Raw genomic sequence first — 14,462 nt, 5'->3', positions numbered from 1 at the left:
CGGTCTGTGCGGTCTCTCGCCGCGATCCACGCAAATTTACCAATGAGAAATGCGTTTCACTAATCGTAATCGCAGCACCTTTGACGAGGATCAACTCCACCCCGAACCTTGACCTGCGTCAGGCGAGCCGGCGCGCCGTGCCGGGATACTCCGGCGCAAACAGGAGACACGCATGGACCGGCCGCCCGCCATCTTCGGTACCACCATCTTCGACGGCGAGCAGGCGCGCAAGGGCTACGCCCTGAACCGCATGTGCTTCTCGTTCAACGAGCAGGCCAACCGCGACGCCTTCAAGGCGGACGAGGAGGGCTACATGCGCCGCTACGGCGTCCAGGGCGTGCAGGCCGAGGCGATCCGCAAGCGCGACGTGCTGGGTCTGCTCGCGGCGGGAGGCAACGTCTACTACCTCGCGAAATTCGCCGGCATCCTGGGTCTCGACGTGCAGGACCTGGGAGCCGCGCAAACCGGCTTGTCGAAAGAGGAGTTCAAGGCGCGCCTGGTGCGACAGAACGAGCAACCAACGCGGCTCGCCGCCTGAACCGGAGCGTGACGACATGGCCAGGATCATCGGTGGTCTCACCACCTCGCACGTGCCCGCCATCGGCGGCGCCATCGCCAAGGGCCTGCAGGGCGAACCGTACTGGAAGCCCTTCTTCGACGGCTTCCTGCCGGTGCACCGCTGGCTGGACGACGTGCAGCCGGATGTCGCGGTCGTCTTCTACAACGACCACGGCCTGAACTTCTTCCTGGACAAGATGCCGACCTTTGCGGTCGGCGCCGCGCCGGAGTATCGCAACGCAGACGAAGGCTGGGGCATTCCCACGCTGCCGCCGTTCCGGGGCGAGCTGGACCTTTCGTGGCACGTGATCGAGCACCTGGTGGACCGGGAGTTCGACATCACGACCTGCCAGGAAATGCTGGTGGACCACGCGTTCACGCTGCCGCTGAAACTGTTCTGGCCGCAGGGCGTGCCGGTGACGGTCGTGCCGATCTGCATCAACACCGTGCAGTTCCCCTTGCCGAGCGCCCGGCGCTGCTACGCGCTGGGGCAGGCAGTGGGCGAGGCGATCCGCTCCTGGGAAAGCGACAAGAAGGTCGTGGTGATCGGCACGGGCGGCCTGTCGCACCAGCTCGATGGCGAGCGCGCGGGCTTCATCAACAAGCCGTTCGACCTGAAGTTCATGGACAGCCTGGTGGAAGACCCCGAGTGGGCCACGCAGTACAGCATCCACGAGCTGGTGGAGAAGACCGGAACGCAAGGCGTCGAGTTGCTGATGTGGCTCGCGACGCGCGCTGCCGTGCCGGGGCGCGTGCGCAAGGTGCATACGAACTACCACATCCCGATCTCGAACACGGCCGCGGGCATGATGGCACTGGAGTCGCTCACGCAAGCGGCTTGAACGCGCGCGGCGGCGCGCGCATACTGGCCGGGTCCGCTTCACGAGAGGAGGACCCATGAAAAACGCGTCCCTGCCCGACACCGAGGGCAGCCTCAGCGTCTTCGAGCAAACCTGTTCCTACTGCGGCGCGCGCTTCCGCGTGCTCGCCACCCCCGTCGCGGATGGCCTCCATCGCGAAGAGTACGCCTGCCCCGAATGCGGCAAGGGCTACCGCACCGAAGCGGCGAGCGAGCCGCAGGTGCAACTGCTGCGCCGGCGCACGGATGGCAAGGACGAGGCCTACCAGGACACGATGTTCTAGCCCCGCGCGGCGAAGGACCGCGCCGGCGCTTCGCTCATCGCAGCCGCGACGGGCTCAGCATCGCCGGCGTGAGCCCGCAGTCCGCGATGGCTTGCGGCAGCGGCAGGCCGCGCGCGAGCGCGGCGCACGCTTCGCCCATCGCGGCCGAGGTCTGGATGCCGTAGCCGCCTTGCGCGGCGACCCAGAAGAAGCCCGGCGCGGCCGCATCGAAGCCGCCCACCAGATCGCCGTCGGCGACGAAGGAGCGCAGGCCTGCCCACGTGCGCGCGGGGCGGCGGATCTCCAGCGTGGTCATCTGCTGGATGCGGTCGATCGCCAGGGCGATGTCCAGTTCCTCCGGCTGCACGTCCTGGGGGTCCACGGGGTCGGCGTTCGCGGGCGAGCCGAGCAGGATGCCGGCGTCGGGCTTCACGTACCAGGACTCGTCCGCGCTGATGAGGCAGGGCCACGCGCGCGGGTCCATGCCCACGGGCGGCGCGAAGGTGAAGGCGGAGCGGCGCTTGGGCTGCAGGCCGATTGCGGGGACGCCGGCCAGTTTGGCGATCGCGTCGCACCAGGCGCCCGCGGCGTTGATCACGACGGGTGCACGCCAGTTGCCGGCGCGGGTCTGCACTTCCCACAGCGCGCCGTCCTTGCGCACGGACTGGACCTCGGCATCGCACACGATGGAACCGCCGTGGCGGCGCAAGCCGCGCAGGTAGCCCTGGTGGATCGCATGCACGTCCATGTCGCTGGCATCGGGCTCGAGCACGGCACCGATGATGCGATCGGCGCGCAACACGGGCACGAGCGCAAGCGCCCCGGCCGCGCCCAGCCGGCGCGCGTTCGGCGTCATCGCGCGCAGCAGGTCCCAGTGGGCGTCGAGCAGGTCCTCCTGCCCCGGCCCGGCGACGAACAGACAGCCGCGCGGTCCGAGCACCGGGTGGTCCGCGAAGCCCGCCGGCGGCGCATCGAAGAACGGCCGGCTCGCCCGCGTGAGGGCGCGCACCTGCGGCGTGCCGTAGCTTTCGAGGAAGAGGGCGGCGGAGCGCCCGGTGGAGTGGTAGCCCGGTTGCGACTCGCGCTCGAGCAGCACGACGCGCGCATGCGGCGCGAGGAAGTAGCCCACCGAGGCGCCGGCGATGCCACCGCCGATGATGAGGAAGTCCGCGGAATCGACCATGCGGGGATTCTGCCGCGAGAGGGGCACCGAGGACAGAATGCGGGCCCGTTCGCCCATGTCCGGGCACGAAGAGGTGCGCTCTGCGGGGGCCGGTGGGCGTCGCGGCAGGCGGCGTGCGGTGCAGGCCCGCTGGGCATCGGTCGGCGGCTGCGCGCGCCGACTCCCCTGCAAGCCGGTCCGGGCGGCGTCGCGCGGCACAACTCGCAAAGAGCTTGCCCGCGCGCGGGCAAACTCTCTGCTCGGACAAGTGCCGCGGTAGCATGAAACGTACGCGCGGTTCGATACGCTGCGCTCTCGTAGCCGCGCTCCGCCGCCCGGACCGGCTTCCAGGCGATGCCCCTGATGCGGGCCTGCACCGCACGCCGCCTGCCGCGACGATGGACAGTGTGGCCCCTGCGGGGAAGACTCACGGGCTTCCGTACTCGTAGGCTGGCGGTGAGCACCGCGAACCCCAGCGATCCAGCGTAGCGCAGCGAGCTGGGGTTCGCCTGCGGCTCACCACCAGCCTACGGTTTTCGCTTCAATCGCCGCCAGACTGTGCGCTGCCCTGGCCGTCGCCAGGGGACGGAGCCCAAAAAAAAGCGCCCCGATCGGGGCGCTTCCTTGAATCCCTGGGTCTCCGCCTGCGCGGAGATGACCCGAGGCTCAGAGCGTATCGATGAACGACCGCAGCTTGTCCGAACGCGACGGGTGCTTCAGCTTGCGCAGCGCCTTCGCCTCGATCTGGCGGATCCGCTCGCGGGTGACGTCGAACTGCTTGCCGACTTCTTCCAGCGTGTGGTCCGTGCTCATCTCGATGCCGAAGCGCATGCGCAGCACCTTCGCTTCGCGCGGCGTGAGCGAGTCGAGGATGTCCTTCACCACGTCGCGCAGGCCGGCCTGCATGGCGGCTTCGATCGGCGCGGTGTTCCCGGTGTCCTCGATGAAATCGCCCAGGTGGGAATCGTCGTCGTCGCCGATCGGCGTTTCCATGGAGATCGGCTCCTTGGCGATCTTCATGATCTTGCGGATCTTGTCTTCCGGGATCTCCATCTTGGCCGCCAGGATGCTGGCGTCCGGCTCGAAGCCGAACTCCTGCAGGTGCTGGCGCGAGATGCGGTTCATCTTGTTGATGGTCTCGATCATGTGCACCGGGATGCGGATGGTCCGCGCCTGGTCCGCGATCGAGCGGGTGATGGCCTGGCGGATCCACCACGTCGCATAGGTCGAGAATTTGTAGCCGCGGCGGTATTCGAACTTGTCGACCGCCTTCATCAGGCCGATGTTGCCTTCCTGGATCAGGTCCAGGAACTGCAGGCCGCGGTTGGTGTACTTCTTGGCGATGGAGATCACGAGGCGCAGGTTGGCCTCGATCATTTCCTTCTTCGCCTCGCGCGACGAGGCCTCGCCCTCGTTCATGCGCCGGTTGATTTCCTTCAGCTCGGTCAGCGGCACCACCACCTGCATCTGCAGGTCGATCAGCTTCTGCTGCAGCTCCTGGATGGCGGGCACGTTGCGGGCCATGATCACGCTCCAGGGCTTGCCGGCCGCGGCCTGCTTCTCGACCCAGCGCAGGTTCAGCAGGTTGGGCGGGAAGTCCTTGACGAAGGTCTCCTGCGGCATGCCGCACTTGTCGACGATGATCCGGCGCAGCTCGCGCTCCTTCTTGCGGATGTCGTCGACCTGGCCGCGCACCATGTCGCACAGCTTCTCGATGGTCTTGGCCGTGAAGCGGATGGTCATCAGCTCCTCGGACAGCGCGTGCTGGCACTTCTGGTAGGCGGGCGAGCCCCAGCCTTCCTTGTCATAGGCGCGGTGCACCTTCTCGAACAGCGAGGCGATGTTGTCGAACTTCACCAGCGCGGCGGCCTTGAGCTCCTCCAGCTTGCGGGTCAGCGCCTTGGAGCCGCCGGAGCCGTCGTCGTCGTCATCCGCGTCGAACTCGTCGAAGTCTTCTTCCGCGACGTAGTCGTCGGCCTCGTTCGGGTTGGAGAAGCCGTCCACCACCGTGGAGATGACGATCTTGCCTTCGCGGATCTCCGCGCCCAGGCGCAGGATTTCGGCGATGGTGGCGGGCGAGGCGGAGATCGCCTCCATCATCGCCATCAGGCCGCCTTCGATGCGCTTGGCGATCTCGATTTCGCCCTCGCGCGTGAGCAGCTCCACCGTGCCCATCTCGCGCATGTACATGCGCACGGGGTCGGTGGTGCGGCCGAACTCGCTGTCCACGGTGGACAGGGCGGCTTCGGCTTCCTCTTCCGCTTCCTCCACCGTCGCGGCGGTCGGGCCGGTGTTGGTCAGCAGCAGCGTCTCGGCGTCGGGCGTCTGTTCGTAGACGGCCACGCCCATGTCGTTGAGCATCGAGACGACGACTTCCAGCGTCTCGGCGTCCACCAGCTTCTCGGGCAGGTGGTCGGTGATTTCCGCGTGCGTCAGGTAACCGCGCGTCTTGCCCAGGGTGATCAGGCTCTTCAGGCGCTGGCGGCGCTTGGCCATGTCTTCCTCGGACAGGACCGCCTCATCCAGGCCGAACTCCTTCATCAAGGCGCGTTCCTTCGCCTTGCTGATCTTCATGCGCAGCGGCTTGGCCTTCTCGGCGACCGCGGCGACTTCCTCCACGACGGGTTCGCTGTCCTCGAATTCGGCGTCGACGTCGGCCAGGTCCACGTCCTCGGCGTCACCCTTGGCTGCGGGTGCGGCGTCCTTCGGCTTGCGTCCGCGCTTGGCGCCGCCCGTGGCCTTCGCCGGCGTGTCGACTTCGGCGCTGGCCTTCGGCGGGCGGCCCGGTTTCTTCTTCGCCGGTTCCTCGGCGACGACCGCGCTCTTGGCGGTCTTCTTCGTTTCTTCCTTGGCGGAGGCCTTCTCGGACTTGGCGGCTATGGACTTCGTTGGCACGGGCTTGGCTACTTTGGTTGGGGCGGGCTTCTTGTCGCTCTTGACGACCTTCAGCTGGGCCTTGGAGGCAGACGGGGATGAGGCTTGGACTGGCTTTCGGTCGGCAGGTTTCGCAGCGGTGGACGGCTTCGCGGACTTTTGAACGGGCATACGACCTCGGAACAGGACAGCGGAAACACAAATGCGCGCACGGCGACCCGGCGCGGGTGGACAGGCCGACCTAGGCCTCAGGGCAAGATGGGTGGGCGAACATTTGGTGTGCAGTCCTTGCGGTAGGTTGGCCTGACCCGCTGTGGGGTGCCGCTCGTGCGTGAGGGCTGGCCGGTCCGGAGGTGCTGCTGTCGCTCTTGCCGCTAGCAAACCCTACATTATAGGGTTGTGCGCGGATTTCAAGCCTTGGCGCCTGGTTTTTGAGCTTTCAACAACGCCTGCTGCCTTCGGCTGAGCTCGTACAGCCGCTCGACCTTGCCCGGCTCGGAGGCCGGGAGCTTGCCGACCCGGACGATTTCCTCGGTGAGGGCGTCGATGTGGATTTCCGCCATCGAGCGGCGCAGCTCGGAGGCCGAGATCTCCTCGACCTCGTGGGCCTTGCCACTGGGCTGCATGTCGTCCAGCGCGATCAGCCGCAAGGCGAGCTCGGAGAACGGCTGGCCTTCCACGCCCAGCCGCAGGACCGCCCAGGGCTCGGCGCCGCTATCGTGGTAGCGGGTGTCGATCCAGGAGAACAGGTCGCCGTACGGGGACTGCAGCTCGCACAGCAGGTGGTGGTCGTCGTTGGTGAGCAGGTCCCAGGCCTGGGAATTCTGCAGGACGGCCCGGGCGATGTGCTCGGCCATCGCAATGGTCTTGGGCTTGATCGTCTGGCGGGTGCCGGTGCCGTAGGCACGCTTGCGGTACGGCGACTCGGAGGCCCGCCGGCCCTTGCCGCGCGGCTCCGCCTGCGGCCGCGGACGCCCCAGGCCCCAGAGCTCCAGCAGGTCGTGCTCGCCCAGCTGCGCGCGTTCGGCGATGGTCCCGAGCAGCTGCTTTTTCAGCGCGCCCTCCGGCAACTGCTTCCAGAGCGGTCCGGCCGTGCTCACCATCTTGGAGCGGCCCTCGGCGGTGCCCAGGTCGCAGCCTTCCGCGGCTGCATCCATCATGAATTCGCTCAGGGGCACCGCCTGCCGCACGTAGCGCGCGAAGCCGTCCTGGCCGTGCTCGCGGATGTAGCTGTCGGGGTCGTGCTCGGGCGGCAGGAACAGGAATTTCACGGAGCGCACGTCCGATGCGTAGGGCAGGGCGCCATCGAGCGCCTTGCGCGCCGCGCGCCGGCCGGCGGCGTCGCCGTCGAAGCTGAAGACCACGCTGTCGGTGAAGCGGAACAGCTTCTGCACGTGCTCGGTCGTGCACGCCGTGCCCAGCGTCGCGACCGCGTTCGGAAAGCCCAGTTGCGCCAGGCCGATCACGTCCATGTAGCCCTCGGTGACCAGCACGTAGCCGGCTTCGCGCAACGCGTTGCGCGCCTCCCAGAGCCCATAGAGCTCGCGGCCCTTGCTGAAGATCGGCGTTTCGGGCGAATTGAGGTACTTCGGCTTCTCGTCGCCCAGCACGCGCCCGCCGAAGCCGATGCACTCGCCCTTCACGTTGCGGATCGGGAACATGATGCGGTCGCGGAAGCGGTCGTAGCGCTTGTCGTCCTCCTCGTTGACGATCACCAGGCCGCTTTCGGCGAGCAGCGGGTCGTCGTAGCTGGGGAAGACGCTGGCGAGGGTGCGCCAGCCCTCGGGCGCGTAGCCCAGGCCGAACTGCCTGGCGATCTCGCCGGAGACGCCGCGGCCCTTGAGGTAGGCGACGGCGCGCGGCGAGGCCTTCAGGTGCTTGCGGTAGGCGGCGCCCGCCTTCTCCAGCACGTCGCTGAGCGTCACCTGCTTCTGCCGCTGCTCCGCCTCCCGCGCGCGCTCGGCGGGCGAGCGGTCGTCCTCGGGCACCTGCATGCCGTACTGGCCGGCCAGGTCCTTGACCGCCTCGATGAAGTTCATCCCCGCGAATTCCATCAGGAAGCGGATCGCGTCGCCGCTCTTGCCGCAGCCGAAGCAGTGGTAGAACTGCTTGGACGGGCTCACGGTGAAGGATGGCGACTTCTCGGCGTGGAAGGGGCACAGCCCCAGGTAATTGGCGCCGCCCTTCTTCAACTGCACATACCGGCCGACGATCTCGACGACGTCGGCACGGGCGAGCAGTTCCTGGGTAAAACTCTGGGGGATAGGCACAAGCGGGATGGAGGGTTCCGGCCCGATTCTGCACCGGCCGGAAAAGGACTACGCTAGCGCCAGCAAAGTACGGAGCCCCGCATGGCCAGCATCTTCGACCAGGACCTCCCGCGCAACGAGGCGAACTTCACGCCCTTGTCTCCCTTGTCCTTCCTGGAGCGCGCCGCCGACGTCTACCCGCAACGCACGGCGGTGGTCTACGGCGGCCTGCGCCGCACGTGGTCCGAGGTCTACGAGCGCTGCCGCCGCCTGGCCAGCGCCTTGCAGCGCGCCGGCCTGGGCAAGGGCGACACGGTGGCCGTGATGCTGCCCAACGTGCCGCCGATGGTGGAGGCGCATTTCGGCATCCCCATGGCCGGCGCGGTGCTCAACACGCTCAACACGCGGCTGGATCCGGAGGCGATCGCGTTCATGCTGGATCACGGCGAGGCCAAGGCGGTGCTCGTCGATCCCGAGTTCGCGCCGGCGATGCAGAAGGCCATCGCGCTGCGCAAGGAGTCCCGGCCGCTGCTGGTCATCGACGCCGAGGATGCGCTCTTCACGGGCGCCCCTCAGCGCATCGGCAGCACGACCTACGAGGACTTCCTGGCCACGGGCGACCCGGCGTTCGCCTGGGAACTGCCTTCGGACGAGTGGGACGCGATCGCGCTGAACTACACCAGCGGGACGACCGGCAACCCGAAGGGCGTGGTCTACCACCACCGCGGCGCGGCGATCAATGCCATCTCCAACATCCTCGAGTGGGACATGCCCAAGCACCCGGTGTACCTGTGGACGCTGCCGATGTTCCACTGCAACGGCTGGTGCTTCCCCTGGACGGTGGCCGCACGCGCGGGTGTCAATGTGTGCTTGCGCAAGGTGGAGGCGCAGGCGATGGCCGACGCCATCCGCGAGTACGGCGTCACGCACTACTGCGGCGCGCCCATCGTCCACAGCCTGCTGGTGAACGCACCCGAGGCGCTGAAGAAGGGCCTGCCGGCCGGCGTGAAGGCGATGGTCGCGGGGGCGGCGCCGCCGGCATCGCTGATCGAGGGGATGGAGCAGATGGGCTTCGACCTCACGCACGTGTACGGCCTGACCGAGGTCTATGGGCCGGCGACCGCCTGCGCGAAGCACGAGGCCTGGGATGGCCTGGACATCGGCGAGCGCGCCCGGCTGAACGCGCGCCAGGGCGTGCGCTACCACCTGCAGCGCAGCGCCCGCGTGCTGGACCCGCACAGCCTGCAGCCCGTGCCCTGGGACGGCGAGACCATGGGCGAGATCATGTTCCGCGGCAACATCACCATGAAGGGCTACCTGAAGAACGCCAAGGCAACGCAGGAAGCGTTCGCGGGCGGCTGGTACCACACGGGCGACCTCGCGGTGCAGTACCCCGACGGCTACATCAAGATCAAGGACCGCAGCAAGGACATCATCATCTCGGGCGGCGAGAACATCTCGTCGATCGAGGTCGAGGACGTGCTGTACCGGCACCCGGAGGTGCTGGCCGCGGCCGTCGTGGCCAAGCCCGACGCCAAGTGGGGCGAGACGCCGTGCGCGTTCATCGAGCTGAAGGCCGGCTCGAAGGCCACGCCCGAGGAGATCGTCGCCCACTGCAGGAAGCACCTTGCGGGCTTCAAGGTGCCGCGCGCCGTGGTCTTCGGCGAGCTGCCCAAGACCTCCACCGGCAAGATCCAGAAGTTCGAGCTGCGCAAGCAGGCCGGCTCGGCCAGCGCCATCGACGTGTAGCGCCGCGCGCCCCACGGGCGGCGGAGGGCGAGGCATACTCGTCCGCATGTCCGTCCTGAGTCCTGCCAGCGCCTACGTGCTCGCCAACCCCGGTAAGTTCGCGCTCAAGGTCTTCAAGGGCTTCCAGGCGAACCAGGGCCTGCTGCTGGCAGGCGCCGTCGCGTACTACGCGCTGCTGTCGGTGGTGCCGCTGATGATCCTGACGGTGATCGCGCTGTCGCACCTGGTCGACCAGCGCGAGTTGCTCGCCACCATCGGCCGCTACCTCGAGTGGCTGACGCCGGGCCAGTCGCGCGCCATCGTCACCGAGCTGTCGAACTTCGTCGCGCACCGGGACGTGATCGGCTGGCTGCTGCTGGTCACGATGCTGTTCTTCAGCTCGCTGGCCTTCACCGTGCTGGAGAAGGCGATGTCGGTCATCTTCCTGCACCGCTTCACCGTGCGGCGGCGGCACTTCCTCGTGTCAGCGCTGCTGCCCTACTGCTACATCTTCGCCCTGGGCTTCGGGTTGCTGGTGGTGACCCTCGTCGCGGGGGTGATCCAGGCCATCGGCCAGGACCAGGTGAGCTTCCTTGGCTTCGACTGGTCGCTCGGCGGCGTGTCCGGCGTGCTGCTCTACCTGCTGGGCCTCGCCGGCGAGATCCTGCTGCTCACCTCGATCTACATGGTGATGCCGGTCGGCCGGCTGTGGTGGCGGCATGCGCTGGTGGGCGGCGTCACGTCGACGGTGCTGTGGGAGATCACGCGGCGCGTCCTCGTCTGGTACTTCAGCACGCTGTCGCAGGTGAGCGTGGTCTACGGCTCGCTCACCACCGCCATCGTCGTGCTGTTCAGCCTGGAGATCGCCGCGACCTTGCTGCTGCTGGGCGCGCAGGTGATCTCCGAGTACGAGCGCATCGACCGCGGGCCGGTCAGTCGCCCATGACGATGCCGTCGCGGCGAGGATCGGCCCCGCCGAACCAGCCGCCGGGCGTGCGCTGGATCGCCTGGATGCCTGCGGGGAACGGGACCTGCTCGACCTCGTGGCCCATGGACTGCAAGGCCCGGACCGTCGCGGGCGGGAAGCGATTCGGCTCCAACAGCGTCGGGCCGTTGAGCGAACCGAAGTTGGGCAGTTCGATGGCGCGCTGCACGTCCAGGCCCCAGTCCAGCACTCCGTAGAGGTGCTTCGCCACCTGGTGAATGATCATGGGGCCGCCCATGGCGCCGGTGACCATCACGAGCTGGCCGCTGGCCTTGTCGAAAACGAAGGTGGGGTCCATCGACGAGCGCGGCCGTTTGCCCGGCTGCACGCGGTTCGCGACCGGACGGCCGTCGGCCCCGGCCGGCGCGAAGTTGAAGTCGGTAAGTTCGTTGTTCAGCACGAAGCCCTTCACCATCTGCCGCGAGCCGAACTGGTCTTCCACGGTCGTCGTCATCGACACCGCATTGCCGTACGGGTCAACGATGCTCACCTGCGAGGTGCCGTGCTCGGGTTGGGCCTCGGCAGGCGCCAGCGCGACGGCGGCCCCGGGGTTGCCGGGCTGAGCCGTCTTCATGCTGGCGGGCCCGATCAGCCGTGCACGACGCGCGAGGTAGGCAGGCGCGAGCAGGCTCTCCCAGCGGCCGGCGGGCGGCTGCACGAAGTCGGGATCACCCACGTAGAGGCCGCGATCCGCGAACGCGAGGCGCGCCGCTTCGGTATAGAGGTGCAGCCAGGGTGCGGTAGGCAGTCCGTTCGCGAGCGGGATGCCGCTTGCGGGCGTTTGCGAGAGGATGCCCAGGATCTGCGCCACGGCGATCGCGCCGGAGCCGGGCGGCGGGAAGCCGCAGATGCGGTAGTCGTGTGCGTGTGCGCGGTAGTCGCTGCAGAGCGGCTGGCGTTCCCTGGCCCGGTACCCGGCGAGATCGGCCAGCGTCATCGCGCCAGGGTTCGTCGCATGGCCGCGGACTTTCGCGACGATGGCCTGCGCCACTTCGCCCTCGTAGAACGCGCTGCTGCCTTCCCTGGCGATGCGGCGCAGCACCTGCGCGAGCTCGGGGTTGCGCAGCCGCGTGCCGGCCGGCAGCGGCTTGCCGTCGGCCGTGTAGAAATAGGCGAATGCGGCGGGATCGTTGCGGAAGAATCGATCCGAAGAAAGCTGCGCGTGCAGCCGTTCGCTGATCGGGAAGCCGTTCTCCGCCAGCCAGATGGCAGGCGCGAACAGCGTCGCCCAGGGCAGTCGGCCGTGCTCGCGGTGCGCGAGTTCCTGCATGCGCAGCACGCCCGGCACGCCGACCGAACGTCCTCCGACCACCGCCGCATGGAACGACAGCGGCTTCCCGTCCGCATCGAGGAACAGCCGCTCGGTGGCTGCGGCAGGAGCGGTCTCGCGGCCGTCGTAGGCGACGACGTCGTGGCCGTCGTAGTGCAGCAGGAAGGCGCCGCCGCCGATGCCGCTCGATTGCGGCTCGACCAGCGTCAGCACCGCCTGCACGGCGACCGCCGCGTCGACGGCCGTCCCGCCGGCACGCAGCACCTGGTAGCCCGCGTCCACGGCCAGCGGATGCGCGGCGGCCACGGCAAAGGTGTGCGTCGCCCAGCCCGGCTTCGCCGTGCCGTTGAAGGCCACGGGCGGCAGCTCGGAAGGCGGTTGGTAGGTGAAGGACGGCGGGGTGCTGGCGCAGCCTGCAAGCAGGCCCGCCGCGATCAGCAGGGAATGGACGAGGCGACGCACGCGGCGACTATAGGGCCGCCGCGCATGCGCCGGGCTCACTTCGGCGCCAGCCGGATCGCTCCGTCGAGGCGGATCACTTCGCCATTGAGCATGTCGTTCTCGAAGATGTGCTTCGCGAGCTTCGCGTAGTCCTCGGGCGTGCCCAGGCGCGAAGGGAAGGGCACGCTGGCGGCGAGCGCGTCCTGCACTTCCTTGGGCATGCCGAACAGCATGGGCGTGCCGAAGATGCCAGGGGCGATCGTCATGTTGCGGATGCCGTTGCGCGCGAGATCCCGGGCGATGGGGAGCGTCATGCCGACGACGCCGCCCTTGGACGCGCTGTACGCAGCCTGGCCGATCTGGCCGTCATAGGCCGCCACCGATGCGGTGGAGATCATGCAGCCGCGTTCGCCGGTGGCCTCGGGCGTGTTCTTCGCCATGGCTTCGGCGGCCAGGCGGATCATGTTGAAGGAACCCACCAGGTTGACCATCACGGTCTTGGTGAACACGCCGAGGTTGTGCGCGCCGTTCTTGCCCACCGTCTTCTCCGCCGGCGCGATGCCGGCGCAGTTCACGAGGCCCATCAGCTTGCCGAGCGACACGGCCTTGGCCACCACCGCCTGGCCATCCGCCTCCTGGCTCACGTCGCACTTCACGAAGGCGCCGCCGATCTCGCGCGCGACCTGCTCGCCCTTGTCGGCCTGCATGTCCGCGATCACGACCTTGCCGCCGCTGGCGGCCAGCATGCGCGCGGTACCCTCGCCGAGGCCCGATGCGCCGCCGGTGACGATGAAGACCTTGCCCTGGATGTCCATCTCTTGCCTCCTGTGACCTGAAGTTCGCGCAGATTATGGGCGATGGCTCGCGCGGTCCCGGTGGCCTTCGAGCTCATGGTTAGCATACGAGGCTTGGCAGTATCGGCTTCGGCCACAGGCACCTCCCTCATGCACATTCCTTTCCGTACGGCGCGCCGGCAGGCGGGCCGCACGCTCATCGCTTCGCTCCTCGTGCTGCTGGCCGCTTGCGCCAGCGCTCCCCAGCCCGCACCCGAGCCCAGTGCGCCGCCCGTCGTCGTGCAGAAGCGGCCGCCGCGCATCGGGCTCGCGCTCGGCGGCGGCGCCGCGCGGGGATTCGCGCACGTGGGCGTGATCGAGGTACTGGAAGAGGCCGGGATCAAGCCGGACCTGGTGGTGGGCACGTCGGCCGGCAGCCTGGTCGCGGCCCTGTATGCGAGCGGGCGCGACGGCCGGCAGTTGCAGCAGTCCGCGATGGCGATGGACGAGGCGGCGTTCGCCGACTGGACGCTGCCGATCTTCAGCCGCGGCCTGCTGCGCGGCGAGGCACTGGCGCGCTACGTGGACACGCAGGTGAACCACAAGCTGATCGAGAACATGACGCTGCCGCTGGGGATCGTCGCGACCGACCTGAAGACCGGGCAGGGCGTGCTGTTCCGGCGCGGCGACACGGGGACCGCGGTGCGTGCCTCGAGCGCCGTGCCGGCCGTGTTCCTGCCCGTCAAGATCGGCGCGCAGGAGTTCGTGGACGGCGGCCTGGTCTCGCCCGTGCCCGTGCGCTACGCGCGGCAGATGGGCGCCGAGGTGGTGATCGCCGTCGACATCTCGAGCGCGCCCGAAGGCAACCCCTACGGCGACACCGTGCAGGTGCTCTTGCAGACTTTCGCCATCATGGGCAAGAGCATCAACGGCTGGGAGCTCAAGGACGCGGACGTGGTGGTGCGGCCGGCGCTCGCCGGCATGGGCAGCGGCGACTTCGCCGGCAAGCGCCGGGCCATCGAGGCCGGACGGGCCGCCATGCAGGCGGCACTGCCGCAGCTGAGGGCCGCCCTCGAGGCGAAGGCGCACGCGCCCTGACGGAAACGCGAGCGCCAGGAAAAAGGCCACCCCATCTTGCGATGGGGTGGCCAATGGATCCCTGAACCAGCGATGGTGTCGAAAGGACCCGAGGAGACAACCTGAAGAAACTCCCGGCGGACCGGGCGATTCGATGGAGTGCCAGCCTATGGGCGAGGTTCCTGTTCCGCCGAAAAGGCGTCAGGAACGCTCAATTCATTGC

11 protein-coding genes are annotated in these 14,462 nt (G+C 68.4%); 6 read left to right on the top strand and 5 right to left on the bottom strand.

Annotated features, from left to right (window positions below):
* Nucleotides 1–172 precede the first annotated feature (172 nt).
* Genes JJB11_RS19055 through JJB11_RS19045 form a run of 3 tightly spaced genes read left to right on the top strand, consistent with a single transcriptional unit; the run spans nucleotide 173 to nucleotide 1,701 of the window.
* The gene (locus JJB11_RS19055; protein WP_201175091.1) at nucleotides 173–538 is read left to right on the top strand and encodes a protocatechuate 4,5-dioxygenase subunit alpha; all 366 of its coding nucleotides are present in this window, start codon (nucleotides 173–175) and stop codon (nucleotides 536–538) included.
* Between the two features lie 16 nt (nucleotides 539–554).
* Nucleotides 555–1,400: a class III extradiol dioxygenase family protein gene (locus tag JJB11_RS19050; protein WP_201175089.1), complete on the top strand. Its 846-nt coding sequence runs from the start codon at nucleotides 555–557 to the stop codon at nucleotides 1,398–1,400.
* 55 nt (nucleotides 1,401–1,455) lie between these two features.
* Complete coding sequence (locus JJB11_RS19045) at nucleotides 1,456–1,701, top strand: hypothetical protein (protein WP_201175087.1); 246 nt, start codon at nucleotides 1,456–1,458, stop codon at nucleotides 1,699–1,701.
* A 34-nt stretch (nucleotides 1,702–1,735) separates the two neighbouring features.
* Here JJB11_RS19045 and JJB11_RS19040 read toward each other — a convergent pair whose 3' ends face one another.
* The 3 genes from JJB11_RS19040 to dnaG form a co-directional block, all read right to left on the bottom strand.
* The gene (locus JJB11_RS19040; RefSeq protein ID WP_201175085.1) at nucleotides 1,736–2,863 is read right to left on the bottom strand and encodes an NAD(P)/FAD-dependent oxidoreductase; all 1,128 of its coding nucleotides are present in this window, start codon (nucleotides 2,861–2,863) and stop codon (nucleotides 1,736–1,738) included.
* A 645-nt stretch (nucleotides 2,864–3,508) separates the two neighbouring features.
* Nucleotides 3,509–5,887: an RNA polymerase sigma factor RpoD gene (gene rpoD, locus JJB11_RS19035; protein ID WP_201175083.1), complete on the bottom strand. Its 2,379-nt coding sequence runs from the start codon at nucleotides 5,885–5,887 to the stop codon at nucleotides 3,509–3,511.
* Nucleotides 5,888–6,126: 239 nt separating this feature from the next.
* Entirely contained in the window at nucleotides 6,127–7,986 is a 1,860-nt protein-coding gene (gene dnaG, locus JJB11_RS19030) for a DNA primase (protein WP_201175081.1), read from the bottom strand.
* Between the two features lie 81 nt (nucleotides 7,987–8,067).
* On the opposite strand from dnaG, the gene JJB11_RS19025 reads away from it, so the two are divergent.
* Both JJB11_RS19025 and JJB11_RS19020 read left to right on the top strand, forming a co-directional pair.
* Nucleotides 8,068–9,714, top strand: a complete 1,647-nt coding sequence (locus JJB11_RS19025) for an acyl-CoA synthetase (RefSeq protein ID WP_201175079.1) — start codon at nucleotides 8,068–8,070, stop codon at nucleotides 9,712–9,714.
* A gap of 46 nt (nucleotides 9,715–9,760) precedes the next feature.
* Nucleotides 9,761–10,639 carry a YihY/virulence factor BrkB family protein gene (locus tag JJB11_RS19020; protein ID WP_201175077.1) on the top strand — a complete coding sequence of 293 codons (879 nt, stop codon included), beginning with the start codon at nucleotides 9,761–9,763 and terminating at the stop codon, nucleotides 10,637–10,639.
* Here the strand turns inward: JJB11_RS19020 and ggt are convergent.
* Nucleotides 10,626–12,410 carry a gamma-glutamyltransferase gene (gene ggt, locus JJB11_RS19015; protein ID WP_201964952.1) on the bottom strand — a complete coding sequence of 595 codons (1,785 nt, stop codon included), beginning with the start codon at nucleotides 12,408–12,410 and terminating at the stop codon, nucleotides 10,626–10,628. The genes JJB11_RS19020 and ggt overlap by 14 nt on opposite strands.
* A 35-nt stretch (nucleotides 12,411–12,445) precedes the next feature.
* On the bottom strand, nucleotides 12,446–13,204 hold the full coding sequence (locus JJB11_RS19010) for a 3-hydroxyacyl-CoA dehydrogenase (RefSeq protein ID WP_201175072.1): 759 nt from the start codon (nucleotides 13,202–13,204) through the stop codon (nucleotides 12,446–12,448).
* Nucleotides 13,205–13,333: 129 nt separating this feature from the next.
* Here JJB11_RS19010 and JJB11_RS19005 point away from each other — a divergent pair, with 129 nt between their 5' ends.
* A complete protein-coding gene (locus JJB11_RS19005; protein ID WP_201175069.1) occupies nucleotides 13,334–14,260 on the top strand; it encodes a patatin-like phospholipase family protein in 927 nt (308 codons plus the stop codon).
* The last annotated feature ends 202 nt before the right edge of the window (nucleotides 14,261–14,462 follow it).

The sequence above is a fragment of the Ramlibacter ginsenosidimutans genome (genome assembly GCF_016654015.1).
Lineage (GTDB): Bacteria > Pseudomonadota > Gammaproteobacteria > Burkholderiales > Burkholderiaceae_C > Ramlibacter > Ramlibacter ginsenosidimutans.
This window is presented reverse-complemented; position numbering and strand designations above follow the sequence as displayed.

Bases quoted from the DNA above. Each gene is read 5' to 3' on its own strand.
- JJB11_RS19020 (WP_201175077.1), top strand. From the start codon at position 9,761: ATGTCCGTCCTGAGTCCTGCCAGCGCCTACGTGCTCGCCAACCCCGGT.
- JJB11_RS19050 (WP_201175089.1), top strand. From the start codon at position 555: ATGGCCAGGATCATCGGTGGTCTCACCACCTCGCACGTGCCCGCCATC.
- JJB11_RS19055 (WP_201175091.1), top strand. From the start codon at position 173: ATGGACCGGCCGCCCGCCATCTTCGGTACCACCATCTTCGACGGCGAG.
- JJB11_RS19040 (WP_201175085.1), bottom strand. From the start codon at position 2,863: ATGGTCGATTCCGCGGACTTCCTCATCATCGGCGGTGGCATCGCCGGC.
- JJB11_RS19045 (WP_201175087.1), top strand. From the start codon at position 1,456: ATGAAAAACGCGTCCCTGCCCGACACCGAGGGCAGCCTCAGCGTCTTC.
- JJB11_RS19025 (WP_201175079.1), top strand. From the start codon at position 8,068: ATGGCCAGCATCTTCGACCAGGACCTCCCGCGCAACGAGGCGAACTTC.
- rpoD (WP_201175083.1), bottom strand. From the start codon at position 5,887: ATGCCCGTTCAAAAGTCCGCGAAGCCGTCCACCGCTGCGAAACCTGCC.
- JJB11_RS19005 (WP_201175069.1), top strand. From the start codon at position 13,334: ATGCACATTCCTTTCCGTACGGCGCGCCGGCAGGCGGGCCGCACGCTC.
- JJB11_RS19010 (WP_201175072.1), bottom strand. From the start codon at position 13,204: ATGGACATCCAGGGCAAGGTCTTCATCGTCACCGGCGGCGCATCGGGC.